This is a genomic window from Paraburkholderia tuberum STM678 (genome assembly GCF_902833905.1).
In the GTDB taxonomy this organism is placed as follows: domain Bacteria; phylum Pseudomonadota; class Gammaproteobacteria; order Burkholderiales; family Burkholderiaceae; genus Paraburkholderia; species Paraburkholderia tuberum.
Genome location: NZ_CADFGP010000055.1, coordinates 1 through 21,948 on the forward strand (window position 1 = coordinate 1; position 21,948 = coordinate 21,948).

The window sequence follows — 21,948 nt, forward strand, 5'->3', positions numbered from 1 at the left end:
CAACTGGAAATTGAAGGATGAAGTCTGGCTCAATCCGGAGCGCATGCAACCGGAAGAACTAAAGCAGTGCGCATGAGGTGACGCGACAAGTACGTTGACAACCGCCGATCTCGATGTCCGAGGGCCGCATGAGCGTCATATGAGCCTTGCACAAGGGCTTTTCTCAGGAAGCCGTCGGACCGGCCAAATACCTGCCTTAATCAGTCACGAACGGCACCAGCAAGCTCGCGCAATCTAAATTCAAACCGAGCGCGAGAACCTTTTTCGAGCGCTGCAATCGTTATATAGATGGCCAAGAAACGTGGAGCGAGGAGTGACGAATTCAAACGGTTCCTTGGAACGGCCTATTCGCATGGTCGCGTTTATAGACTATGAACATACCTCTGGTGGGGGTTATCAGCAGGCGAAGAATGCTGCCTTGCTGCTAAAGAGTCTTCCGCCGGAACTTTGCGCGGTTGAGTTTGTGACGACGCGGCGATCCACCATCGATGATCTGCGACGCAGCGGCATTGAGCCTATTTTTTTCCCGGTGCCCCGCTTGCGCGGACTGGCGGCGAGACTCGGTTCAATATATAGCCGCGGAGGCCCGCGCGCGTTTCTGCGGAAACCGGGCAAGATGGCTTCGGTGGACCGCTTGCTTTCGGTGATGCGCGCGGACATTGCGTACTTCACAACGCCGTCCAACCTCGCACTGGCGATTGATCGATTCAACTACCTGTTCACCGTTTGGGATCTGTCCCACCGCGACGACGTCGAGTTTCCCGAAGTCCGGATCAAGCACGAATTCGAGCGTCGCGAATTTCTGTACGGATCTGCCTTGAAGAAGGCCTGCGGCATCTTCGTCGATTCGCAGGCCGGCCGCGAGAAGGTTGTCAGGCGATATGGAGTAGACAGCGAACGCGTGCATTTGATGCCATTCTCGCCAGCCCGCGCGACAGTGCTTTCCGAGGAGGCGTACGTGGAGCACTTCGTCGATGTCAAGACGAAGTACAAAATTCCGCGCGATCTGAAATACGTCTACTATCCCGCGCAGTTCTGGTCGCACAAGAACCATGTGTTTCTGTTGAAGGGACTGCACGCGCTGGAGTCCCGCTATGGCATCCATGTAGGTGCGGTCTTCACAGGAAGCGATTTCGGCAACATGAGATACGTGCGTTCGGTCGCCGCCGATCTCGGTCTGGGCGAGCGTGTGTTCTTTCTCGGTTTCGTTCCGGACGGCGACGTGCCTTACTTGTATCGCGAGTCGATCGCGTTAGTGATGCCCACATATTTCGGCCCGACCAATCTGCCGCCACTCGAGGCGTTCAGTCTGGGCGTACCGGTCCTTTACCCGGACCTCGAGGCGCTGCGCGAGCAAGTCGGCGACGCGGGACTGCTGGTCGATCTGGCTCGGCCCGACAGCATGGCGGAGGCGCTTTTCAGTCTGATCGACCAGCCTGCATTGCGCCAGTTGATGATCGAGCGCGGCACGCGGCGTCTTGCGAGCAACGATGACGCAGCCCGCTTGTCGACGCTAGCGCGGGTGCTCGAACGATATCGCACCCGTGCGGTGTGTTGGGGAGAGGAAGTCTGGATGAATTAGAGTACGGTAAGGTCATAGACGAGACGGGCAAGATCCGCGATTGCAGTGTCCCCGTCCGTATCCGATATTGAACACGCCTTCGGCCCCGTCGGCGTCGAGCAAGGCCAGTGCGGCGGACTCGGGGTCGTCGACGTGCAGGAACTCCCGCTTCGGAGAGCCGGAGCTCCAGACGGAAATCGACTGAACCCCGTTGAGCTTTGCCTCGTGTGCCGTACCTTTATGGGCTGCGGGCAACACTTTGGATAAGTGCATGATGAACCAAAGAAGAGCAGATCAGGTGGTGCGTGTGAGACCACCTTGTACCGCGAGACTCGCTTCAGCCAACGTCATGGCATATTCGGTCAACCCGTCTAGTGACCCTGGAACTGCTCCTATGCTTGCAGACGCGTGAGGTCGTTCTCTCTTCATCAAGCAGGGCCCCTAGGTGGGAGAGCAGGAGAAAGTGCGCTTCACGGCGAACCGATAACCGATGAATCGGATTGGCGATGCCGGGAAGTACGTGTTCGACGCAAGAGCAGAGGGGTGGATGATGGAAGACGCGGTGAGTTCTGAAGACGCAATGGCAGCGGCGATCGCAGAAGCGTCGCTCGGGCACGCCTGTCGGCGCATCGTCCCGGTCATTCTCGCAGGCGGATCGGGCACGCGCCTCTGGCCGATGTCGCGTGAGCAGTTTCCAAAGCAGTTGATCGATGTGGTCGGACGGGATTCATTGCTGCAGGCTACCGTCACACGGATGGAGGGTTTCGTCGGCGGCTTCGACGTCGACACTCAGCCGATTATCGTGTGTGGGGAGGAACACCGGTTCCAGACAGAAGAGCAGGTGCGGGCGTGCGGCGTCTGCGCGAAGATTATCGTCGAGCCTGCGCGGCGCGATACGGCGCCGGCGCTCACGCTCGCGGCGCTCGCAGCCGTTAATCAGGATGACGACGCGATCATGGTGGTGATGCCGTCTGACCATTCCATCTCAGACATTCCGGCGCTGCATCGTGCGATCGCAATTGCCGCTGAATATGCCGAACACTCCATGATCGTGACGCTCGGCGTTGCGCCCACACGGCCGGATACCGGCTTTGGCTACATCCGAATCGGCGACGCCCTCGAAAACGGCGCACATCTGATCGACCGCTTCGTCGAAAAGCCCACGACCGAACTCGCCGCGCAGTACGTCGCTGCAGGCACCTACTGGTGGAACAGCGGCATCTTCATCGTGCGAGCGGGCGTGTGGCTCGAAGCGCTAGCCAAGCTCAACGGCGACATGCATGCGGCCTGCACCGCGGCGTTCGCGGAAGGCAAGGCGGACGACAACTTCATTCGTCCTTGCCCGTTTCAGTTCGGCCGTGTGCCAGCGGATTCCATCGACTATGCGGTAATGGAGCACATTGGCGCGGCCGGCTCGCCTTGCAAAGGCGTGGTCGTGCCATTGGCGGCGGGATGGTCGGACCTTGGATCCTGGGATGCCGTGTGGGAAGCGATGGAGAAGGACGGGCTCGGCAACGTCGCGAGCGGGCGTGTCGTTTTCGAAGGCGCGACCTCGAGCTATGTGCGCGCCGAGGGCGGGCGGCTGGTTGCATGCGTTGGCACCTCCAACGTAGTCGTCGTCGACACGGACGACGCCGTGCTCGTCGCCGACCGCTCACACGCGCAGGACATCAAGACGCTGGTGGCGCGCTTTCGCGAGCAGCGCGCGCCTGAAGCCGAGACGCACCGGAAGGTGCGCCGTCCGTGGGGCTTCTACGATGCGATCGAGCGCGGCGAGCGGTTTCAGGTGAAGCGCATCGTGGTTGCGCCAGGCGCTCGCCTGTCATTGCAGATGCACCACCATCGCGCCGAGCACTGGGTCGTCGTGCGCGGCACCGCGCTCGTGACACGGGGCGAGGACCAGTTTCTTCTTTCAGAAAATCAATCGACCTTCATTCCGCTCGGCGTGCAGCATCGGTTGGAGAATCCCGGCAAAGTGCAGCTCGAAATCATCGAGGTTCAATCGGGCAGTTATCTCGGCGAGGACGATATTGTGCGCCTGGACGACTGCTACGGCCGAATTTGACCCTCGGTTGATGCGCACGTGAGACACCAACGTCTCGCCAACTTCTATCCGCCGGTGTCATGCCGGCCTCATCCTTTATGCGCGCTGCGCCGGACACTGCGATCCGGGAGATGTGCCCCATCTGATTATCGGTTACGTTCAGCAACCGTCGGCCCTCCGGGCACATCACACTCCAACCTCGCGAATGTCGAACTGCGTGCCATCCGGCTGGTTTCGGCTTCAGCCCTGAATCAGCGGGAGCCTGAGCAAAGCGTCGACCTTTCTGACGACGCTCCCGGCGTTGGCCAGCGCCTTTGAGGCCGATTTCACCGACGTGCCGTACCCGGCGGCCGTCCAGTTTCCCCTTGATGCCCAAGCGCACGCGACAGATTGCCCACCTCGCGCTTGAGCAACTCCGCGAACTGCGCGACGCGCTCATCGGTTACGCGCACGCTCGGCCCGAAGATGCACACCGAACCTGCCACCTGGTTCGCGCCGTTGAAGAACGGCGCGGCTACCGCGACTGCGCCGGCGATCAGCTCGTGATGGCTGGTACCGAAGCCTCGTGCGCGGACCGCGTCGAGATCGGCGGCTAGCGCCGCGACGTCCTGATCCGGATCGGTCAGATAGCGCCGCAGATCGTCCTCCGACAGCGGCATCTGCGAAAGAATCGTGCGGCCGCTCGCGCCGAGCACGAGCTTCTCGCGATAGCCGACCCCGCGCCGGAAACTCAGCGGCTGCGGACTTTCCAGTTCGGCCACGCAGATCCGGTACGTCCCCTCCGGCACGAACAACGCGACCGTCTCCGATGTCGCTTCCCAAAGCGCGCGCAGCATCGGCTGCGCGAGCTGCGCGATCGTATTGTTCGCCATCCACGCGTGCGCGAGTTGCGCGACCGAACTGCCGAGCCTGAAGCGTTGCGGCTCGCCCGACGAGGCGAGAAAGCCGTTCTGTTCGAGCGTATTCAGCAGGCGGTACAGCGTCGGTCGGCTCAGGTCCACGCGGGTCAGCAGCTCCGCGACGGTCAATTCTTTGTCCCCGGGTCGGAACGCCAGAAGAATTTCTAGCGCCCGTTCGACTGCCCGCACATTTTCGTGCGGCTTTTTTTCTTCCATTTGAAATTTCCTTTCTGCGGCGGTCCGCGTCGATTGCACATTGTAGTGAAAGTCCCTAGCCGCAAGAACTTGACGTCGATCAATCTGTCCGTACAATGAGACTACATTCTCATACAACGGACAACAGGATTCGGAGGAATGATGGACAAGAACATGTCGGAAACTCTGGTTCGCACTGGCCCAGGCACGGCGATGGGCAATCTGATGCGCCGCTACTGGGTGCCGGTGCTCCTCGCCAGCGAAATCGCAGAGCCTGATTGCCCGCCGGTTCGCGTGCAGATCCTCGGCGAAAAGCTGCTCGCTTTTCGCGATTCCGACGGCCAGCCGGCGCTGATCGACGAGTTCTGCTCGCACCGCGGCGTGTCGCTGTACTTCGGCCGCAATGAAGAGAACGGCATCCGCTGCTCGTATCACGGTCTGAAATTCGACCGCAACGGCAACTGCGTGGAAGTGCCGTCCGCGCCGCAGGCGTGCAAGCACATGGGCATCACCGCGTATCCGTGCATCGAACGCGCGGGCATCGTGTGGGCGTACATGGGGCCGAAGGACCGCCAGCCGGCGCCGCCGGATCTCGAGTGGTGCAATCTGCCGGAGAGCCACGTGTTCGTCTCGAAGCGGCTGCAGGAATCGAACTACCTGCAGGCGATGGAAGGCGGCATCGACACGAGTCACGTGTCGTATGTACACCGCTACGAAGTCGACGAGGACCCGATGCACCAGGGCACGAAGGCACTCGACTACATCAAGGCGGACGGCAACGTGATCTTCGAGATCGAGAAGCAGCCGTTCGGCCTCACGCTGTTCGGCCGCCGCAACGGCGAGCCGGATTCGTACTACTGGCGCGTCACGCAGTGGCTGTTCCCGTGGTACACGCTGATCCCGCCGTTCGGCGATCACTCGCTCGCGGGCCACGTATGGGTGCCGATCGACGATCACACCTGCTGGGCGTGGAGCATCAACTTCCGCCCGGACCGTCCGCTCGACGAGCAGGAACTGGCCGACCTGAACGCCGGCAAGGGCATTCATTGTGAGTACGAGGAGGGTGGCACGTTCCGGCCGAAAGCGAACAAGGACAACGACTACCTGATCGACCGCCAGGCTCAGAAGGAAAAGCGCGCGTACTCGGGCGTGTTCGGCTTCGCGATGCAGGACGCGTCGCTGCAGGAAAGCATGGGTCCGATCCAGGATCACAGCAAGGAAAAGCTGCTGCCGACCGACCGCGCGATCGTGATGGCGCGCCGCATGATGTACGAGGCGGCAACGGCGCTGGTGCCCGACACCGATCCGCCCGCGATCGACGCCGACCAGCAGCGCGTACGTGCTGCCGGCGTGCTGCTGCCGCGCGATCAGAAGCCTCAGGAATGGGCGGTGATCCATCTGCACGACGGCAAGGACCAGCCGATCTACTCGATCTGATGCACGGCGGAGCCGGACTTCGGTCCGGCTGCGCGTGTCGTCTGGTCCGACTGGACCTTCTGCCCATTCCGCAAAAGGAGGCCGGCTGCGCGCCGGCATGCAATGCAGCAACGTAAAAGACTCGAGGACAAGGTCGCGCTGATCACCGGCGGCGGAGGCGGCATCGGTGCCGCGACCGCGCGCGTGTTCTGCGCGGAGGGCGCCGCGGTGGTGCTCGTCGATGCGAACCCGGAGGCGCTCACGCGCGTCGCCGACGAACTGAAGGCGGCTGATCCGTCCGCGCGTGTCGAGACGTTCGCGGCCGACGTGTCTCACGACGCCGATGCGGTGCGCGCGGCGCAACTCGCCGCCGATTCGTTCGGCCGGCTCGACGTGCTGGTGAACAACGCGGCGATGCGCAACTACAGCGCGCTCGCCGACGCGACGCCGGCCGAGTGGCAGGCGATGGTGTCGGTCAATCTGGTCGGCACATCCAACTATTGCAGGGCAGCGCTGCCGTTCCTGCGTCGCGCGGGCCGCGCGAGCATCGTCAACGTGTCGTCGTGCTACGCGGTGACCGGCCGCAAGGGCATGGGCCTGTACGACGCGACCAAGGCCGGCATGCTCGCGATGACCCGCACGCTCGCGTTCGAGGAGACCGCGAACGGCGTGCGCGTGAACGCGGTGTGCCCGGGTTCGACGCTGACCGAATTCCACATGAACCGGGCCATTGCATCGGGTAAAAGCGTCGAAGTGCTGAAGACGCAACGCCAGGACACGTCGTTGATCGGCCGTTGGGCGTCGCCCGAAGAGATCGCATGGCCGATCCTGTGGTTCGCGAGCGACGAGGCTTCGTACATAACCGGCACGACGCTGATGGTCGACGGCGGCCTGTCGGCGATGTGAGCGGAGGAGGTGGCATGAACATGACCGATTCCACGCTGATGGTGCGTGTCGCCGCACGACGCGACGAAGCCGACGGGATTGCCGGCTTCGAGTTCGTCGACATCGACGGCCGCGACCTGCCGCCGTTCGAGGCGGGCGCGCACATCGACGTCTACGTGCCCGGTGGGCCGGTGCGGCAGTACTCGCTGTGCAACGCGTCTCGCGAGCGTCACCGGTATCAGATCGCGGTGTTGCGCGCCGCCGATTCGCGCGGCGGATCGCAGCGCATGCACGACGCGGTGAGCGAAGGCGACGCGATTCGTATCGGCGTGCCACGCAATCACTTTCCGCTCGCCCGGCATGACGCGAAGCCGCTATTGCTCGCGGGCGGCATTGGCGTGACGCCGATTCTCTGCATGGCGGAGCAGCTGGCGGCAATGGGCGCGGCGTTCGAAATGCGTTACTGCGCGCGCTCGAAGAGCCGTGCGGCGTTCGTCGAGCGAATCGCCGCGTCGTCGTGGGCGGACAACGTGCAATACCACTTCGACGACGCGCACGGCATGCTCGATCTGAATGCACTGCTGACGGACGCCGGCGCGGACCGGCATCTATATGTGTGCGGTCCGCAGGGCTTCATGAACGCGGTGCTCGACACGGCCCGCTCGCTCGGCTGGCGTGACGAGCGTCTGCATTACGAATACTTCGCGGCGGCGCAGCCGTCGGGTGATGGCGCGTCGTTCGACGTGCGGCTCGCGCGCTCGGACCGCGTCGTGTCGATTGCGGCCGATTGCACGGTCACCCAGGCGCTCGCGGCGGCGGGCGTCGACGTGCCGGTGTCGTGCGAGCAGGGCATTTGCGGCACCTGCGTCACGCGGGTGCTCGAAGGCGAACCTGACCACCGCGACCTGTTCCTGTCGCCAGAAGAGCAGGCCCGCAACGATCAGTTCCTGCCGTGCTGTTCACGCGCGAAGTCGAGGGTGCTCGTGCTCGATCTGTAACCGTAATCGCCGGCCCGGCCGCCAGGCGCGGTCGGCGCCATCCATCAGAAAGAAAACGGGCGGCCGATGGCACGCCCGGCATCGGAGGAGTCATGGAGAAGAATCTGGCGTCGTCGGAGGGTATGCCCGCGAGCGTCTGGACCGGGAACGATGCGAGGGCGGCGAGTAGCGCCGACACGAGCCCGTATCGCTGGGTCGCGCTGTTCATCGTCTGGGCCGCGTTTCTGCTCAGCTATGTGGTCCGCGTCGCGTGGAGTACGGTGGCCGCGCCGGTCGGCGCGTCGCTCGGCATTGGCGTGTCGATGCTCGGTGCGTTCGTGACCGCGTTTTACGCGGGCTATGTGATCGCGAACGTGGTTGGCGGCATGCTGACCGATCTGCTCGGCGGTCGCGCGATGCTCACGCTTGCGCTGCTGCCGCTCGGCGTGCTCACGTTCACGTTCGGCTATACGCATTCGCTCGCATTCGGCATCGTGATTCAGGCCGCGATGGGTTTCGCGGCGGGCGCCGACTACTCGGCCGGCATGAAGATCATTCCCGCATGGTTCACGCGCGACCGTGGCCGCGCAATGGGCCTCTACACGACCGCGACGTCGCTCGCCGTCGTGATCGCGAATGCGGTCGTGCCGTCGTTTTCCGCGCGGCACGGCTGGTCGAACGCATTCCATATGCTCGGCATCGTCACGTTTGCGTGGGGCATCGTCACGGTGCTGCTGCTGAAGAACCGGCCTTCGAACGAAGCGAAGCCCGCGCGCAACAGCCTCCAGGAAATGCTTGGCCTGTTGCGCAACCGTAACCTGATTGCGCTGTCGATCGCGGGATGCGGCGGGTTGTGGGCGACCGTCGGCTTCGGTGCATGGGGCAACGCACTGATGACGCGCCAATACGGCATTGCGCCGATCGTCGCCGGATCGATCGTCGCCTCGTTCGGCATTGGCGCGGTGATCGCGAAGCCGACGCTCGGCTGGATCTCCGACCTGCCTGGTGTGTCGCGGCGGATGATGTCGATCGGCTGCCTGATCGCCTTCGCGATCGCGCTGCTGGTGTTCGGCTACTGCTCGACGGTGCATCAGTTCTATCTGGTCGCGCCGATTCTCGGTGCGTTCTCGTTCGGCTATCTGCCGGTGCTGATGGCTCAGGTCAGCGACGCATCGGGCAAGCGTCTCGCGGGCGCGAGCGCCGGCTGGACCAATGCTATCTGGCAGTCCGGCAGCGCGGTGTCGCCGATGGTGGTCGGCTCGCTGTATGGCGCGAGCCATTCGTTCATGCTCGCGCTCCTCACACTCGCGATCGGACCCGCTATCGCGGTCATCGCGATGTTCTTCGTCAACCCGCATATCGCACGCGAATGACTGATTCTCCGGTAGCCGACGCGGCCCCGCGCCGGCTACCGCGACGACAGAGGTCGAACGATAACTAATCCGCATCACAAAACAACTCACTTTCCAGCAGGAGACACATGGTGAAGCACAAGCCTCTCGCCAGGCCGTCGAAGGTCCTTTTTGCATGTGGTATTGGTATCGGCATCAGCGGCGCGGCGCATGCGCAGTCGTCGGTCACGCTCTATGGCATCGTCGACTCGGGGGTGACCTACGTGACTCACGCTGTCACGTCGCAGGGATCGTCGGGCACGCAGGTCGCTCTCGGCACCGGCAACCGGCTGAATTCGCGTTGGGGTTTCACGGGCAAGGAAGATCTCGGCGGCGGACTGCGGGCGATTTTCACGCTCGAATCGGGCATGTCGATGAATACCGGTGCCCTGCAGCAAGGAGGGCGGCTGTTCGGCCGGCAGGCGTTCGTCGGACTCGAATCGGACCGCTACGGCGCGATGATGCTCGGCCGGCAGATGACGCCGATGTATCGCTACTTCCTCGCGCTCGACCCGCTCGGTTATTCGAGTTACGGCCTTTCCGCGCAGGACGCGCAGTTCGTCGGTCGCGCGGATAACGCGGTGTCGTATCTCGGCCATGTGGGACCATTCGAGCTGAATGCGCTCTACAGCCTTGGCTATGACGCAGTCACCTACAACGTGCCGGTGGCTGGCTCGTTCCGCGTCGGCAAGCAGTACGACATCGGCGGACGCTATGTGCAGGGGCCGCTGAATCTGACGTTCGTGTACGAGCAGCGGCAAGGCTCGGCCATTGCGTCATCGGGCGACAGCGAGCGCCGCTACGTGGCCGGCGGTTCGTATCAGATCGGCAAGGCGACGCTGTACGGCGGCTACGAATTGCTGCTGAACGACGTCCGGTCGACGCTCGCCGCATCGCCGCCGCAGTCGATGGCGTTCGCGGGCGTGCGCTACAGGGTGACACCGGCGCTGGACCTCGCAGCCGCGACTTACTACCACGCGTATCGCCAGGTCGACGCGCACGCAGTGAGCACCGGTGTCAACGCGGACTACTGGCTGTCGAAGCGCACGGCGCTGTACACCGACATCACGTATGTGATCAACAGCTCGAAGGCCGCGCTGAGTGCGACGGGGTGGGCGACTTCGGTCGCGACGACCACCGTGAAGACCGGCGCGAACCAGCTCGCTGTTGCGCTCGGCGTGCTGCACAAGTTCTGACTTGACGCTGCAAAGAGGGCGACCGAGGCCGCCCTCTCAATCGCTCAGTGCGTCGCGATGATCGCGCCGCCCTTTCGCCGACGCGTAATACCGCTGCAAGGCGTCGGTCGAGCGCGCGCCCAACGCGCGGATCTGGGCGTGCCAGTCGGTTTCCACTGGCCACTCACCGGCGATCACGCGCGGATAGATCTGCCGTGCGTAGCGATGCAGTGCCTTCGCGCCGATGTTGCCGCTGACGCCAAGCAACGCATGCAGGCTCGCGTGCGTCGCCTTGATATCGACGGCCGCGCTGTTGCCTGCGAGGCGCACGACGAGCGAGCGAATCTGTTCGATGCCGTTCAGGAACGATTCGTCAAGCAGATCGAGCGAGACCAGTTCCTTGAGGTGCGCTTCGTCGAGCAGGCTTTCTTCAGCGATGGTGGCGGCCGCGGGCACGTTCGCAGTGGGGGGCAACGCCACCGGCGTCGCCGCAAAATCCGTTTGCGCGGCTCCGCCCGCGGTTTCCGTGATTCGTTGCGGAGCGTCCGCAACCAGCGCGCCGCGTGTGCCGAACTGCCGCGCGAGACATGCGTACAGCGAGCCGGCCTGCACCGGCTTGATCAACACCTCGTTCATCCCGGCGGCAACGCAGGCCTGCACCGCCTCGGCATCGGTGTGACTGGTCAGCGCAATGATAGGCAGCGTCGCGTAGGCATCGGTGCGCGCGCGAATCGACTTCGTCGTCTCGATGCCGTTCATGCCCGGCATGTTCACGTCCATCAGGATCGCGTCGATGAAGCCGTCTTCGTGCAGTTTAGTCAGCACCGCCTGACCGTGGTCGGCCTCGACGACGCTCGCGCCGCAGCGCTCCAGATACGCCTTCGCGACAAGCCGGCTGTAGGTGTCGTCGTCGGCGATCACAAAGGTTCTGCCGGCGAAGACATCGGGCAGTTCGCCCGGCTGATGATGCGCACCGTTGTCGAAGAGGGTCTGCAACGCGGTGAGCAGCTCCTGCACACTCGACGTCTTGCTGATGATCTCGTCCATGCCGGCGCGCCGCGCGCGCAGTCGCACCGCGATGCCCGGTTCGGCGGTATAGGCGGCGATCAGCACGTTGCGGTTCGGGCAGTCTCTGTCGGCGCGGAGGCGCTCGGTCGTCGTGTAGCCGTCCATCGCGGGCATGCTGATGTCCATCAACACGAGGTCGTAGAGCGGCGCGCGCCGCAACGTGGCGAGCGCAAGCTCGCCGCCCGACGCCTCGCTGACATAGGCGCCGGCCTGCGTCAGCACGCGGCGGGTGCGGGCGCGCAGCGTGTCGTCGTCGTCGACGACGAGCACGCGCTTGCCCTTGAACGCCGGCATCGCCCGTTCGAACAGGCGCCGCTCGTGCTCCTCGACCTCGTCGGCCGCTACCGGTGGAAAGCGCAGCGTGAACGCGGTGAACTTGCCGAGTCCCGATTCGCAGTCGATGCTGCCGCCGAACGCGCGCATCGCGCGCTGGCAGTACGCGAGCCCGAGCCCGGTGCCGCCCGAGTTGCCGGCCGTGCGAAACGGCTCGAACAGATGCTGCAGGATCTCCGGCGCGATGCCGGGGCCGGTGTCGCGTACGATCACCGAGTCGCGGTCGACGGTCAATGTGAGCGTCGCCTGCGGATACGCGACGATGTGATGCAGCGCGTTCTTGATCAGGTTGAACAACGTGAACAGATAGACCGTCTCGTCGACCTTGAACACGAAGTCGCGCCTGACGACGACGCTCACCTTCGCGCGTTCCTTGTCGTTGTCGAAGCCGTATTCGGCGAGCGCCTTGCGCGTGGTCGCGCCAGCATGGAGGTAGCTGAGACTATCCGGGCGGATCGATTTCGCGGCGACTTCGTCAAGCGTCATCGCGATGATGCGCAGGCCGCGCTCGATCGACAATTGCCCCTGCGCGAGGTGGTTGTACATCAGCGAGGCCGTGCCGTCGGTCAGCGTCGGCGCCGCGCCCGCTTCGGTCGCCGCGGGCAGCGCTTCCTCGACGCGGTCGAGCACGTGCCGCAACTGGCTCAGCGGATTGCGCATCTCGTGCGCGATGGACCCCGCGAGCGCCTGCAACGCGCGGTTCTTTTCGACGAAGATGCGTCCCTTGCTGATCGCATGACTGAACGCCATGCTGCACAGCACGACCACCGGCAGCAACGCGAGGTTGGACTTGTCCTGCGCGCTGAGAACGACCGGCGTCGGCGCGCTCAACACGCCGGCGAGCCCGCCGGAAAACACGCCAATACCGATGCACGTTATCAGCAGCAGGGGGTTGTCGATACACAGCGCCAGAATGAAGATCATCATGACCTCGGTCATCATCCACATCGTGGAGAAACCGTTTCTGACGGTCAGGAACGTGCAGACGAACGGCAGCACGTAAATCAGACAGCAATGCCAGTAGATCAGCAGCGCAGGATTGTAGCGCCTCGGCCAGCGCGCCTGGAACAGCAGGGGAACGCAGACGGCCGCCGCGCTGAGCCGCAGCAGCAGGTTGTCGTAAGGCTGCGGAAGGATGTAGGTCCAGACGACGTAATAGATGGGGTGACACAGGAGGCCGAGTGCGCCTCCCCATCGAATTGCGAACCTGCTTCGTTCCAGCATATCCCGCATGCTTTCGCGCGGTATCGCCATCAGGCCTCCGAGTTCATTAGGAACCCATCATTTCATGCGTATTGAATTGCTGTGATTCGACGACTTCGGCGAGCGAGTCGCCGTTCTTGCCGTGAAACGGTCCGACCGAAAAGCCATACTTCTTCAGCAGACCATGAGTATAAGAGACCGACCACACGGGCGGGCTGCCAATGATGAAATCGGAGGCGATACCTTCCTGCCATGCCGAATAGCCTTCGGCGAAGCAGGTATAGCAGTCGCGGGTGGATGGCAGCCTGAACGGGAACGCGGTGTCGAGTCCGGCGGGCCCGCGCGCGAAGCATTCAATATAGAGCGTATGACCGCGAGAAGCGAGTTCCGCTGCGACGCTTGCCGCGCGCGGATGCGAGTCGTCGATCCAGAATTGCGCGCGTTTGAGATCGGCGGCGCTCAGGTAAGGCACGCTCGTGCTGCTCGCGAGAATCGCGCCGTCGAAGTCCGGCAGCGGCGTGTCCGGGCTGAACGTATGCACCGAGACTTTCGATTTGCCAAGCAGGTCCGACGCGAGCAGCTCGTTCGCCTGATCGATCAGCAGGTTGATCTTGTCGGGCAGATCGATCAGCACCAGCTCCTTCGGCGCATCCTTGTAGAGCAGATACTTCGCGACCGTCGTGCCGAGCCGGCCGGCCGCGCCGAACAGCGCGAGCTTCGTGTTGCCGAGCTCGAGGTCGAGCTGTTCGCAGCAATGCATCGCCCAGTCCTTCAGCATCGCCGCGGTCGCCGCGTGGCCCGTCGTGATGTGAGGCGGCTTGACCGGCCGGGGCAGCGCGCCGTAGTTGCACGCGTAGGGCGTCGACGCGCCCATCGCGACCATGTTCAAGCCCGCCTTTCGGGCGAGCTCGAGCGCCGGAAAGAATTGCGTCTCGCGAAAGCGCTTGATGCCGCGCGGGCTGCCGAGCCACATTTCGAGCGGCACCGGGCAGGCGATATTCGCGCCTATCACCTGCGCGCCCGAATAGATCGGCGATGCGATGAAAGGCCTGGTTTTCCACAACTCCTCTTCGAACGATTCGCTTCGTTCGCGAACGTTGTGAAAAGAAAATGAAAGGGTTTCCCAATCGGTCGCGTGGAACAGAAAGCCGACTCCCCCCTGACGGGCCGGCAGGCTATCCCGGATCTGTTCCGGGTGAATTTCGTGCTTGAGCGCAAGCGGTGCACTATTCCGATGCAAAAGAAGTCCGGTTGGCTCGTTTGAAACAGGCGACACGTCTTTAAGGAGAGCGGTTTTCATTGGTTTTTCCGTGGTTTTGATTAGACGCTGGAAAAGTCAGCGCGCGGCGTGGCCAGCCGGTTGGACCGGCGACCCTTCAACTCTAGAGAAATCCACACCGATATGCCCGTCTGTTCGTGCACACAGCATTCACGAGCGGTCCATGACGGGTTGCCCGCCGGGTGGAGGTCGGCTTTGGGCAAACTTTTGAAAGGATTACGGCGGAAGTTTCGATGTATTAGGGCGCGTCGTGGGCCGTCATCGAATGGAAAAGGGCCGCTCGGCGGCCCTTTGCTTGCATGCCGGGCGAATTCCGGATTAGCGTGTGATGCTATAGCCGATTCGCGCAATCCAGCGATGCTGGTTGTAGTCGAGAATGTCCTCGCCATAACCGCTGAAGAAGCCGAGCCACAGATAACCGCCCCAGCGGCTATTGATCAGCTTCGCCAATGGATAGGTGAACTGCGTATCGACGCTGCCTTTGCCGCCTTGCGTTCCTTTGCGCAGCGTCGTGTCCAATTGCGCGCCGTCGGGGCTGCCGTAGATGAACCGCAGGTCCACGTAGCCGCGGTAGTCGGCGATGTCATGGTTCTCGCCGGCGATGTGCGTATAGTAATAAATCTTCGGCTGGATGGTCAGATGGTAGCTGTGGATGTCGCCGAAATCCCAGATCGGCTTGAGGAACACATAGTCGACGCCGCGCGATTCCGGACCGTCGCGTCCATTCGATTCGTGTTCGTAGCCGGCCATCACGCCCATTCTGCTCCACCACGTGCTCTTCCAGCCGGTGTCTTCGAGGTAATAAAAGAGTGCCGGCATATAGCTGGTGTCGCGGAACGGCGCCGAGTACTTCTTGAGATCCCACAGCGAGGTTTGCGTATAGGCGAAGTACAGGTTGTCCGCGAAACCACGCGAGCGCGGGTCGTCCGGAACGACGAGGCGGAACTTGAAGCTGAGCTGGAATTTCGCGAGGGACTCGCTACCGCCGCCATCGGCGAAATACATCGGTTCGAAGGCGGAGAAGCGGCTCAGGAAAGTGTTGATTTGCGGCACGGGCGCATCCGGTCGTGATGGCGCGGGCGACGACGCGATCAGGCTCGTCGACGACGGTGCGCCGCTCGCGGTGGCCGCCGCCGTTGCTCCATTGGCGCTCCCGGCCGACGCGAGCGCCGCGTCCTTGCCGGAGCGCGGCGGACGCGTCAGCAGCACGTACGATGGCGACACGTCGAGATCCGGCACGTCGATCTGCATCGCGCCGCGCGCCCATTCGGGCCACGTGCCGGTATAGCGCACTGCCTTCAGTTCGCCGGCGGCGAGCTTCAGATGCGCGGGTGCGCCGCTTTCGCGCGTGAGCGCGAGCCGATGCGGTACCACGTCGGTATTGCTGATCGCGATATTCAATTGCGCCGGCACGTCGACTTCGGTGCCACCGGGTTGATCGCCGGCATAGACGATCGTCACTTCGAGTGGACTGCTCGATAGCGCTTCGCGCGGCGGACGCAATACGGAAACGCCGGCGACGCTATACGCGGAGTAGCTGCCGAGCACCAGCGCAGTCATGCAAAGCGATAACCAGGGGAGAAGCCTGGAAAGCGAGCTGGAAACCGAGCCGGAAAGCGGACTTGAAGATAATCGGGAAACACGCGAGCGGTGGCTGCGAACGGCGGACTGGCGGTCTTTCTTCACGCGAGACATCGATCGATTCCGCACACGAAGCTCCTGGTGGTCTACGAGTTCAGGTCGCAAAGAGACGATAGCGTTAATGCGTGCAATTGGGTAGAAAATCGCGGCCGCCGTGTTTCAGTGCGGAAATGGCGACGCATGCCGGTTCCCGCTATCTGGCATTCTGCTCATTCTGCCAGTGCGATTACGGATTGCGTGAGTGGAAAAATGAATTAGGAGCGCTATCGGTGCAAATAGCGGGGGGAAGTGGGGATAATGCCGGTGTGTCGTTGCATTTGCGCAACGAAGGCTTAAATGTCAAATCGATTGTCATTCGCGACCCGGTGTATCCCCGCGGTCACCTCAGTCATTTCCGTTATGGCAATTGCGCGTCAATTGGCGATTCGCTTTCGTGACAATTCGTTGCGCGGCCAATGCGGCGACTGAATGCTTTCTTCAATAGGCGAATTTCCGGTATTGCTCCGGCGCGCTTGCATTGTCGAGTTCGCTCACGCGCGGCATATGGTGCAGCAGGCGTTTCGCCCGTGGCGCCAATTGCTGATAGACGGCGCCGGGTACGTCGATGTGGACTTCCGAAGCGGCCCACGGTTGTCTCTGGGGATGCCTGAGATGCCTGAGATGCCTGAGATGCCTGAGATGCCTGAGATGCCTGAGATGCCTGAGATGCCTGAGATGCCTGAGATGCCTGAGATGCCTGAAGTTGCCTGGATGTGCCTGGATGTGCAGCTCATTGCCTCGGCGAGACCAGCAGCGACACCGGCACGCCGTGACAATCGACCTCCGCGAGAACCGTCGCGCCGAGCTCGGCGCCCGACTTGGTGGGCGCGTCGAACGGGCTCGCGCCGTGATCGATGCGCAGAATGTTCAGCGGCCAGGACGGCCGCGTCAGCCGCTCGTGCGCGAACGCGCCGACCCAAAGCGGCGCCGCGGAGGTGCCGTTGTCGACCGCGAAGCCGCTCGGCCAGAAGCGAAGCACGTAGCGTTCCTCGCGCGAATTGCCCGGTCGCATGAAGACCAGCGACGACGGCACGCCATTGTTCAGCTTCGGCAGCACCGGCAGCGACACCGCCGCGACGTCGGGCGAAGCGAGCGACAGCAGGCTGTGCGCGGACACGTCGGTGCCCTCGACCCAGCCCTGCGCGCGCAACTGCTCGCGTATCGAAGCGGGCTCGGAGACCCATTGCAGCGTCAGCGGCTCCTTGCGATCGCCGCCCATGTCGGAGCGAAAGCACGGCAGCCGCTTCCACCCGGAGAGCTTCCACTGCGTCTGCGTGAACTGCACGGGGGGTGGTTGCGGCGCGCCGTCCGGCGGCGTCGGCATTGCGAGGCCGAGCTGCAGGCCGACACTGAGCGCTACGACCGCGAGCACCACGAGCGGCATGAAACGGCGCGGCGGCGGCGGCCGCGGATGCCGCCAGATCGCCGTCAGCGCAATCAGCGCGACCCACACAGACGCGAGCGCCGCGCCGCCGATCGCGTCGGACACCCAGTAGCGGCCGAAGTAGACGCCCGCGAGCGCGACCACGATCACGACGATGATGCTGGCGCCGGCAACCAGCACGCCTCCGAGCTTGCCGATCCGGCGCGCCAGCAGAAACGCGAGAAAGCCGTAGATGATCACCGTCGCGGCGACGTGATTGCTCGGAAACACGAAGTGGCCACTCATGAGTTCGTTGGGCGGGGCGCGGCGCATCGCGAGTTGCAGGCCGAGAATCAGCAGCTGCGAAAACACGACCGCCGCGAGCCAGTAGACGATCGTGCGCCAGCGCCGCTCCCACACCATCCATAGGGCGACCGTGACGACCAGCGCGAACAGTGTGATGCCGCTGCCGAGCGTCGCGAGCGCCGCGAGCAACGTGTCGCCCCACGGCGTGCGTATCGATTGCAGAAAGTGATAAACGGACAGGTCGATGGTCGTCAGCGGATCGCCGCTGACGACGTCGTCAAGGATCCCGAAGAAAAGCGCGCCGGCCACCAGCACGATCAGCGACATCGCGAGCAGGTGGGTCGCATCGGGCGTGTCGGGGTCGAGCATGCGGCGCGCGATGCGGCCGAGCGGACCCGGATGGCGGCATGCCCAACTGCCGAGATGACGGCCTGCCGCGCTCGACCAGGCATTCGCGTGTGACACCAGAAACCCAGCGCCGCGAAAGCTGAGCCACACGATGCACGCCAGCATCGCGATGATCACGACGAGCCGGAACGACACCGCCCCCGCGAGCAGCACCGACGCGCCGAACACGACGCCGGGCAGGATGTGCGCGGGCGCCCACAGCAGCGCGGAGAGCACGTTGATCGAGAGGAAGCGCAGCGGCCGCATGCCCATCATGCCCGCGACGACCGGCACGATCGCCCGCAGTGGGCCGATGAAGCGGGCGAGCACGACGCTTTTCGCGCCATGCTTCAGAAAGAAGCGCTGGCCCGCGTCGAGTACGCCGGGGTGTGCGCGGAACGGCCACAGAGTGACGATGCGCTCCCTGTAGCGAGCGCCGAGCCAGAAGCTGGCGCCGTCGCCGGCGACCGCGCCGACGATCGCCCACACGAAGACCCAGGCAAGGCTCAGCGAGCCGGTGCCCGTCACCGCGCCGGCGAGGAACATCGCGGTGCTGCCGGGGACGAAGGTGCCGATGACCGCGATCGCTTCGAAAAAAGCGGCGAGGAAAACGACCGCGAGCATCCACGTCGAGTGGCCGGCGAGCAGATGCAAAAGGTGGATGTAGGCGTGCTCCATCGTGCGCGATCGGCCGTTCGGGCGTAACGATCGATCATAACGCGCACGGACACGCCGTGGGCGCGGGCGGGAGCGGCGCCGCTGCATCGGTCGCGCGATCGGCTCAGAATAGATATCGTGCTCGGCGGATCGATGCGGTTGGAGGGTAGCGATGAAGACAGCAACAGGTGGGATCGTGTGGTCGGCGTTGCTTGCGGCGCTGTTGACGGTGGGGGCCGCTGCAACGGTAGAGGCCCAGCAACCGGGCAATCCTGGCGGCAGCGAAAACGGCACTCGTGCGGGCACGAACGCGGGCACCAGCGGGGGCAGCGGGGGCAACGGCAATGCGGCTGTCGGCGGCGCGATGGGCATCGGTACCGGCGTCAGTCCGAGTGCCATGCCGGTGCCCGGCATGTCGGCGGGCGGCTCGTATGGGCTCGGCTCGGGTGGCGCGACCGGCTCGGGCGCCGCGCTCAACAACATGCGCGCGAACGGCACGGCGCTCTATATGAATCCCGACCCACGCGCGCCGAACGTGACCGGCCGCGCGGCGCCGCCGCGCTAGTGTGGCGCGGATAGAATGCAGGTCCGATCCGACCAAAGGGGAAGCGAATGGCGCACGGCGAGCACAAGTACCACGTATCGGTGAAATGGACCGGCAACCGCGGCAGCGGCACCTCCGGCTACCGCGACTACGACCGCGATCACGTGATTTCTTCCGGCGGCAAGCCCGACATTCCGGGCTCGTCGGATCCGGCGTTTCTCGGCGACGCGACGCGCTGGAATCCCGAGGACCTGCTGGTCGCGTCGGCGAGCGCGTGTCACAAGCTGTGGTATCTGCATCTGTGCTCGGAGGCGGGCATCGTCGTGCTCGACTATCGCGACGACGCCGAAGGCACGATGCTCGATACCGCGCAGGAAGGCCGCTTTTCCCAGATCGTGCTGCGCCCGCGCGTGACGATCCGCGCGAGCGGCGATGTCGAACTGGCCACGCATCTGCATCACGTCGCGCATCAGAAGTGCTACGTCGCGAACTCCGTCAATTTTCCGATTCTCTGCGAGCCGGTGGTGGAGACGGACGCGCGTTAACGCGCATGCGGCGGCGCGAAGCGTGCGAGCCGGCTGGCGAGCGGGGCGCCGGCCAGACGCTCGCTAGCGCTCAACGATTGCCGTCGAGCAGATCGCCGAGCAGTTCGTCGAACGCGGCTTGTGCGTCTTCGAGTTCCTGCAGCGCGGCGTCGAAAGTCTGCAGCGCAAATTGCGACGGCTTGCCGCTGCCTGCCGGCGGGAATTGCGATTGCAGCGACGCGAACGCGGTCTGCACCCGCATCGTGGCGGTCAACACGCGTTCCATTGCGGCGGTTTCTTCGGCTCGCGCCTTGTCGTGATCCATGGGAACTCCGGGGTCGTCGGGTTGCGTCGGAACGGCTCGTGCCGCTTCAAAAGGGGACTAAAGGGGGGACTATGCCACGTTCGCGCTCAGGACAGCGGCAGACCGCCAAACGCTTTCACTTCGCGCAACGATAAGGCCGATTCCACCGACGTCACGCCCGGCAGGCCGCGCAGTTCGTCGCGCATGAACGTGCCGTAGTCGTCGAGGTCGCGCGCGACGATCTGCAGGATGTAGTCGGCGCTGCCCGACACGTTGTGGCACGACAGGATCCGCGGGATCGCCTGCACCTCGCGCTCGAAGCGCGTGGCCACCACGCGGTCGTGCACCGCGAAGCGCACGAGCACGAACGCGATCACGCCCAGACCGAGCCCGGCGCGCGACAGCACCGCGCGGTAGCGGTCGATGTAACCATCGTTCTCCAGACGTTTCAGACGCCGCGCGCAAGGCGTCTCGCTAAGGCCGACCATCTCGGCGAGACGCGCATTCGACATGCGGCCGTCGTTTTGCAGCGCGGCGAGAATCGCGCGATCGGTTTTGTCGAGATCGTCCGTGGACATGGTCGGGAGGGGGGGCTGCAGGGTGGTGGAAGGCATCGCCAGATGTCGAAATATTAGCGCATTCCGCTATTTTTTGAATGCAGATGACTGAAAATCGCCAGCAAACGCTCCGCATCCGATAGCAACATGGAGCCTCGAACAAGGAGGCTCCGATGATTTCAGCTCACCTGCTGGCCGTCTACGTGGCGGCATTGATTGTCGTTTATGCGGTGCCTGGGCCGGACATGGCGCTGATCCTGCAAACCAGCATCGCGCGCGGCGTGCGCAGCGGCTTTGCGGCCGCGGCGGGGCTCGGCGTATCGCGCGCGACGCACGTGACGCTGTCGGCGTGCGGCATGGCGGCGCTGCTGCGCAACGCGCCGTGGCTGTACGACGCGGTGCGCTATGCCGGCGCCGTCTATCTCGCGTGGGTGGGGATTCAAATCTTCCGCTCGCCCGGGTTCGCATTGCCGGCCGGGTCGCGCGACAGGCAAGCGGCCGGCGCGCCGCGAGTGGAATCCACTGCTTCGAGCGATGCGGGCAATGCGGTGCGGCCGTTGCGGACCGCGTTCGTCAAAGGTCTGCTGACGAACCTGCTCAACCCGAAGGCGCTACTGTTCTGCTCGGTGCTGTTGCCGCAATTCGCGCGGCCGGAAGCGGGGCCGGTAGCGTGGCAGATGATCGAGCTTGGTGTCGTGCTGCTCGTGATCGGCGCATGCTTCGACGCGTTGTATGCGATCGGCGCTGCGCGCATCGCCAACTGGATGCGCGTCCATCCTTTGGCGCAGACGGTACAACGGTGGACCTTCTCGGCTGCGTTGATCGGCTTCGCGCTGCGGCTTTCGCTGGATTGAAACTCGGAGCTGGCTTTTGCATTCGTCGCGCGTGCGCATACAGCCGATGCAAAGGCCGCGGTGCCAGGTGATTGTGTTAATAAAGCCGATAGCGCAGCCGGCCGCGCGCACGCGCGGCGACACAACCACCTTCTCACGCTCATCGATGCAAACCTTCCTGCTGTATGTCGTGACCGCTGTCGCCGAGATTCTCGGCTGTTACCTGCCGTGGCGCTGGCTTGCGTGGCTGTGGGTCGTGGACGAGGTGCGGCCCACGCCGTGGGACGCGGCAGGCGTCGCGCTGACGCTGGCCGGCATGGCGGTGATCGCATTCCAGCCGCGCCTGCACGCGTGAGGGCGGCCGCGC

The 21,948-nt window shown here is 64.0% G+C and carries 19 protein-coding genes; 11 read left to right on the forward strand and 8 right to left on the reverse strand.

Annotated elements, in window-relative coordinates:
- Positions 1 to 313: 313 nt before the first annotated feature.
- Complete coding sequence (locus HWY30_RS32555) at positions 314 to 1,582, forward strand: glycosyltransferase family 4 protein (protein WP_244145096.1); 1,269 nt, start codon at positions 314 to 316, stop codon at positions 1,580 to 1,582.
- Positions 1,583 to 1,594: 12 nt separating this feature from the next.
- Here HWY30_RS32555 and HWY30_RS32560 read toward each other — a convergent pair whose 3' ends face one another.
- Entirely contained in the window at positions 1,595 to 1,834 is a 240-nt protein-coding gene (locus HWY30_RS32560; RefSeq protein ID WP_244145097.1) for an NAD-dependent epimerase/dehydratase family protein, read from the reverse strand.
- Positions 1,835 to 2,141: 307 nt separating this feature from the next.
- On the opposite strand from HWY30_RS32560, the gene HWY30_RS32565 reads away from it, so the two are divergent.
- A complete protein-coding gene (locus tag HWY30_RS32565; protein WP_090810102.1) occupies positions 2,142 to 3,626 on the forward strand; it encodes a mannose-1-phosphate guanylyltransferase/mannose-6-phosphate isomerase in 1,485 nt (494 codons plus the stop codon).
- Positions 3,627 to 3,931: 305 nt separating this feature from the next.
- Here the strand turns inward: HWY30_RS32565 and HWY30_RS32570 are convergent, their stop codons facing one another.
- A complete protein-coding gene (locus HWY30_RS32570) occupies positions 3,932 to 4,720 on the reverse strand; it encodes an IclR family transcriptional regulator (protein ID WP_090806260.1) in 789 nt (262 codons plus the stop codon).
- 141 nt (positions 4,721 to 4,861) lie between these two features.
- Between HWY30_RS32570 and HWY30_RS32575 the strand changes: the two genes are divergently transcribed.
- The 5 genes from HWY30_RS32575 to HWY30_RS32595 all read left to right on the forward strand — a co-directional run bounded on the left by HWY30_RS32575 (position 4,862) and on the right by HWY30_RS32595 (position 10,564).
- Positions 4,862 to 6,136: an aromatic ring-hydroxylating dioxygenase subunit alpha gene (locus HWY30_RS32575; protein WP_090810100.1), complete on the forward strand. Its 1,275-nt coding sequence runs from the start codon at positions 4,862 to 4,864 to the stop codon at positions 6,134 to 6,136.
- A gap of 102 nt (positions 6,137 to 6,238) precedes the next feature.
- Positions 6,239 to 7,021 (forward strand): SDR family NAD(P)-dependent oxidoreductase, encoded by a 783-nt coding sequence (locus tag HWY30_RS32580; protein WP_090806258.1) that lies wholly within the window; start codon positions 6,239 to 6,241, stop codon positions 7,019 to 7,021.
- 14 nt (positions 7,022 to 7,035) lie between these two features.
- Positions 7,036 to 7,998 carry a PDR/VanB family oxidoreductase gene (locus HWY30_RS32585; RefSeq protein ID WP_090806256.1) on the forward strand — a complete coding sequence of 321 codons (963 nt, stop codon included), beginning with the start codon at positions 7,036 to 7,038 and terminating at the stop codon, positions 7,996 to 7,998.
- Between the two features lie 92 nt (positions 7,999 to 8,090).
- Complete coding sequence (locus tag HWY30_RS32590; RefSeq protein WP_090806254.1) at positions 8,091 to 9,350, forward strand: MFS transporter; 1,260 nt, start codon at positions 8,091 to 8,093, stop codon at positions 9,348 to 9,350.
- Between the two features lie 107 nt (positions 9,351 to 9,457).
- A complete protein-coding gene (locus tag HWY30_RS32595; protein WP_090806252.1) occupies positions 9,458 to 10,564 on the forward strand; it encodes a porin in 1,107 nt (368 codons plus the stop codon).
- A 36-nt stretch (positions 10,565 to 10,600) separates the two neighbouring features.
- On the opposite strand, the gene HWY30_RS32600 is transcribed toward HWY30_RS32595, so the two are convergent.
- The 4 genes from HWY30_RS32600 to HWY30_RS32615 form a co-directional block, all read right to left on the reverse strand.
- A complete protein-coding gene (locus HWY30_RS32600; RefSeq protein WP_090806250.1) occupies positions 10,601 to 13,198 on the reverse strand; it encodes an ATP-binding response regulator in 2,598 nt (865 codons plus the stop codon).
- Between the two features lie 16 nt (positions 13,199 to 13,214).
- Positions 13,215 to 14,447 (reverse strand): hypothetical protein, encoded by a 1,233-nt coding sequence (locus HWY30_RS32605; protein WP_176078987.1) that lies wholly within the window; start codon positions 14,445 to 14,447, stop codon positions 13,215 to 13,217.
- 297 nt (positions 14,448 to 14,744) lie between these two features.
- Positions 14,745 to 15,986, reverse strand: coding sequence for a phospholipase A (locus HWY30_RS32610; RefSeq protein ID WP_090806245.1), 1,242 nt, complete (start codon positions 15,984 to 15,986; stop codon positions 14,745 to 14,747).
- An 850-nt stretch (positions 15,987 to 16,836) separates the two neighbouring features.
- Positions 16,837 to 18,840, reverse strand: a complete 2,004-nt coding sequence (locus tag HWY30_RS32615) for a bifunctional DedA family/phosphatase PAP2 family protein (protein ID WP_090806241.1) — start codon at positions 18,838 to 18,840, stop codon at positions 16,837 to 16,839.
- Between the two features lie 151 nt (positions 18,841 to 18,991).
- Between HWY30_RS32615 and HWY30_RS32620 the strand changes: the two genes are divergently transcribed.
- The gene (locus HWY30_RS32620; RefSeq protein ID WP_090806240.1) at positions 18,992 to 19,384 is read left to right on the forward strand and encodes a hypothetical protein; all 393 of its coding nucleotides are present in this window, start codon (positions 18,992 to 18,994) and stop codon (positions 19,382 to 19,384) included.
- Positions 19,385 to 19,431: 47 nt separating this feature from the next.
- Positions 19,432 to 19,908 (forward strand): OsmC family protein, encoded by a 477-nt coding sequence (locus HWY30_RS32625; RefSeq protein WP_090806238.1) that lies wholly within the window; start codon positions 19,432 to 19,434, stop codon positions 19,906 to 19,908.
- 70 nt (positions 19,909 to 19,978) lie between these two features.
- On the opposite strand, the gene HWY30_RS32630 is transcribed toward HWY30_RS32625, so the two are convergent.
- Complete coding sequence (locus HWY30_RS32630) at positions 19,979 to 20,212, reverse strand: hypothetical protein (RefSeq protein ID WP_090806236.1); 234 nt, start codon at positions 20,210 to 20,212, stop codon at positions 19,979 to 19,981.
- A gap of 86 nt (positions 20,213 to 20,298) precedes the next feature.
- Positions 20,299 to 20,769: an Lrp/AsnC family transcriptional regulator gene (locus tag HWY30_RS32635; RefSeq protein ID WP_018425024.1), complete on the reverse strand. Its 471-nt coding sequence runs from the start codon at positions 20,767 to 20,769 to the stop codon at positions 20,299 to 20,301.
- Positions 20,770 to 20,921: 152 nt separating this feature from the next.
- Between HWY30_RS32635 and HWY30_RS32640 the strand changes: the two genes are divergently transcribed.
- Positions 20,922 to 21,602, forward strand: coding sequence for a LysE family translocator (locus tag HWY30_RS32640; protein WP_090806234.1), 681 nt, complete (start codon positions 20,922 to 20,924; stop codon positions 21,600 to 21,602).
- A 145-nt stretch (positions 21,603 to 21,747) separates the two neighbouring features.
- The gene (locus tag HWY30_RS32645) at positions 21,748 to 21,936 is read left to right on the forward strand and encodes a YnfA family protein (RefSeq protein WP_090810098.1); all 189 of its coding nucleotides are present in this window, start codon (positions 21,748 to 21,750) and stop codon (positions 21,934 to 21,936) included.
- The last annotated feature ends 12 nt before the right edge of the window (positions 21,937 to 21,948 follow it).

Bases quoted from the DNA above. Each gene is read 5' to 3' on its own strand.
- HWY30_RS32640 (WP_090806234.1), top strand. From the start codon at position 20,922: ATGATTTCAGCTCACCTGCTGGCCGTCTACGTGGCGGCATTGATTGTC.
- HWY30_RS32615 (WP_090806241.1), bottom strand. From the start codon at position 18,840: ATGGAGCACGCCTACATCCACCTTTTGCATCTGCTCGCCGGCCACTCG.
- HWY30_RS32570 (WP_090806260.1), bottom strand. From the start codon at position 4,720: ATGGAAGAAAAAAAGCCGCACGAAAATGTGCGGGCAGTCGAACGGGCG.
- HWY30_RS32645 (WP_090810098.1), top strand. From the start codon at position 21,748: ATGCAAACCTTCCTGCTGTATGTCGTGACCGCTGTCGCCGAGATTCTC.
- HWY30_RS32580 (WP_090806258.1), top strand. From the start codon at position 6,239: ATGCAGCAACGTAAAAGACTCGAGGACAAGGTCGCGCTGATCACCGGC.
- HWY30_RS32635 (WP_018425024.1), bottom strand. From the start codon at position 20,769: ATGTCCACGGACGATCTCGACAAAACCGATCGCGCGATTCTCGCCGCG.
- HWY30_RS32605 (WP_176078987.1), bottom strand. From the start codon at position 14,447: ATGAAAACCGCTCTCCTTAAAGACGTGTCGCCTGTTTCAAACGAGCCA.
- HWY30_RS32625 (WP_090806238.1), top strand. From the start codon at position 19,432: ATGGCGCACGGCGAGCACAAGTACCACGTATCGGTGAAATGGACCGGC.
- HWY30_RS32560 (WP_244145097.1), bottom strand. From the start codon at position 1,834: ATGCACTTATCCAAAGTGTTGCCCGCAGCCCATAAAGGTACGGCACAC.
- HWY30_RS32565 (WP_090810102.1), top strand. From the start codon at position 2,142: ATGGCAGCGGCGATCGCAGAAGCGTCGCTCGGGCACGCCTGTCGGCGC.
- HWY30_RS32630 (WP_090806236.1), bottom strand. From the start codon at position 20,212: ATGGATCACGACAAGGCGCGAGCCGAAGAAACCGCCGCAATGGAACGC.
- HWY30_RS32595 (WP_090806252.1), top strand. From the start codon at position 9,458: ATGGTGAAGCACAAGCCTCTCGCCAGGCCGTCGAAGGTCCTTTTTGCA.
- HWY30_RS32590 (WP_090806254.1), top strand. From the start codon at position 8,091: ATGGAGAAGAATCTGGCGTCGTCGGAGGGTATGCCCGCGAGCGTCTGG.
- HWY30_RS32620 (WP_090806240.1), top strand. From the start codon at position 18,992: ATGAAGACAGCAACAGGTGGGATCGTGTGGTCGGCGTTGCTTGCGGCG.
- HWY30_RS32585 (WP_090806256.1), top strand. From the start codon at position 7,036: ATGAACATGACCGATTCCACGCTGATGGTGCGTGTCGCCGCACGACGC.
- HWY30_RS32600 (WP_090806250.1), bottom strand. From the start codon at position 13,198: ATGGCGATACCGCGCGAAAGCATGCGGGATATGCTGGAACGAAGCAGG.
- HWY30_RS32610 (WP_090806245.1), bottom strand. From the start codon at position 15,986: ATGACTGCGCTGGTGCTCGGCAGCTACTCCGCGTATAGCGTCGCCGGC.
- HWY30_RS32575 (WP_090810100.1), top strand. From the start codon at position 4,862: ATGGACAAGAACATGTCGGAAACTCTGGTTCGCACTGGCCCAGGCACG.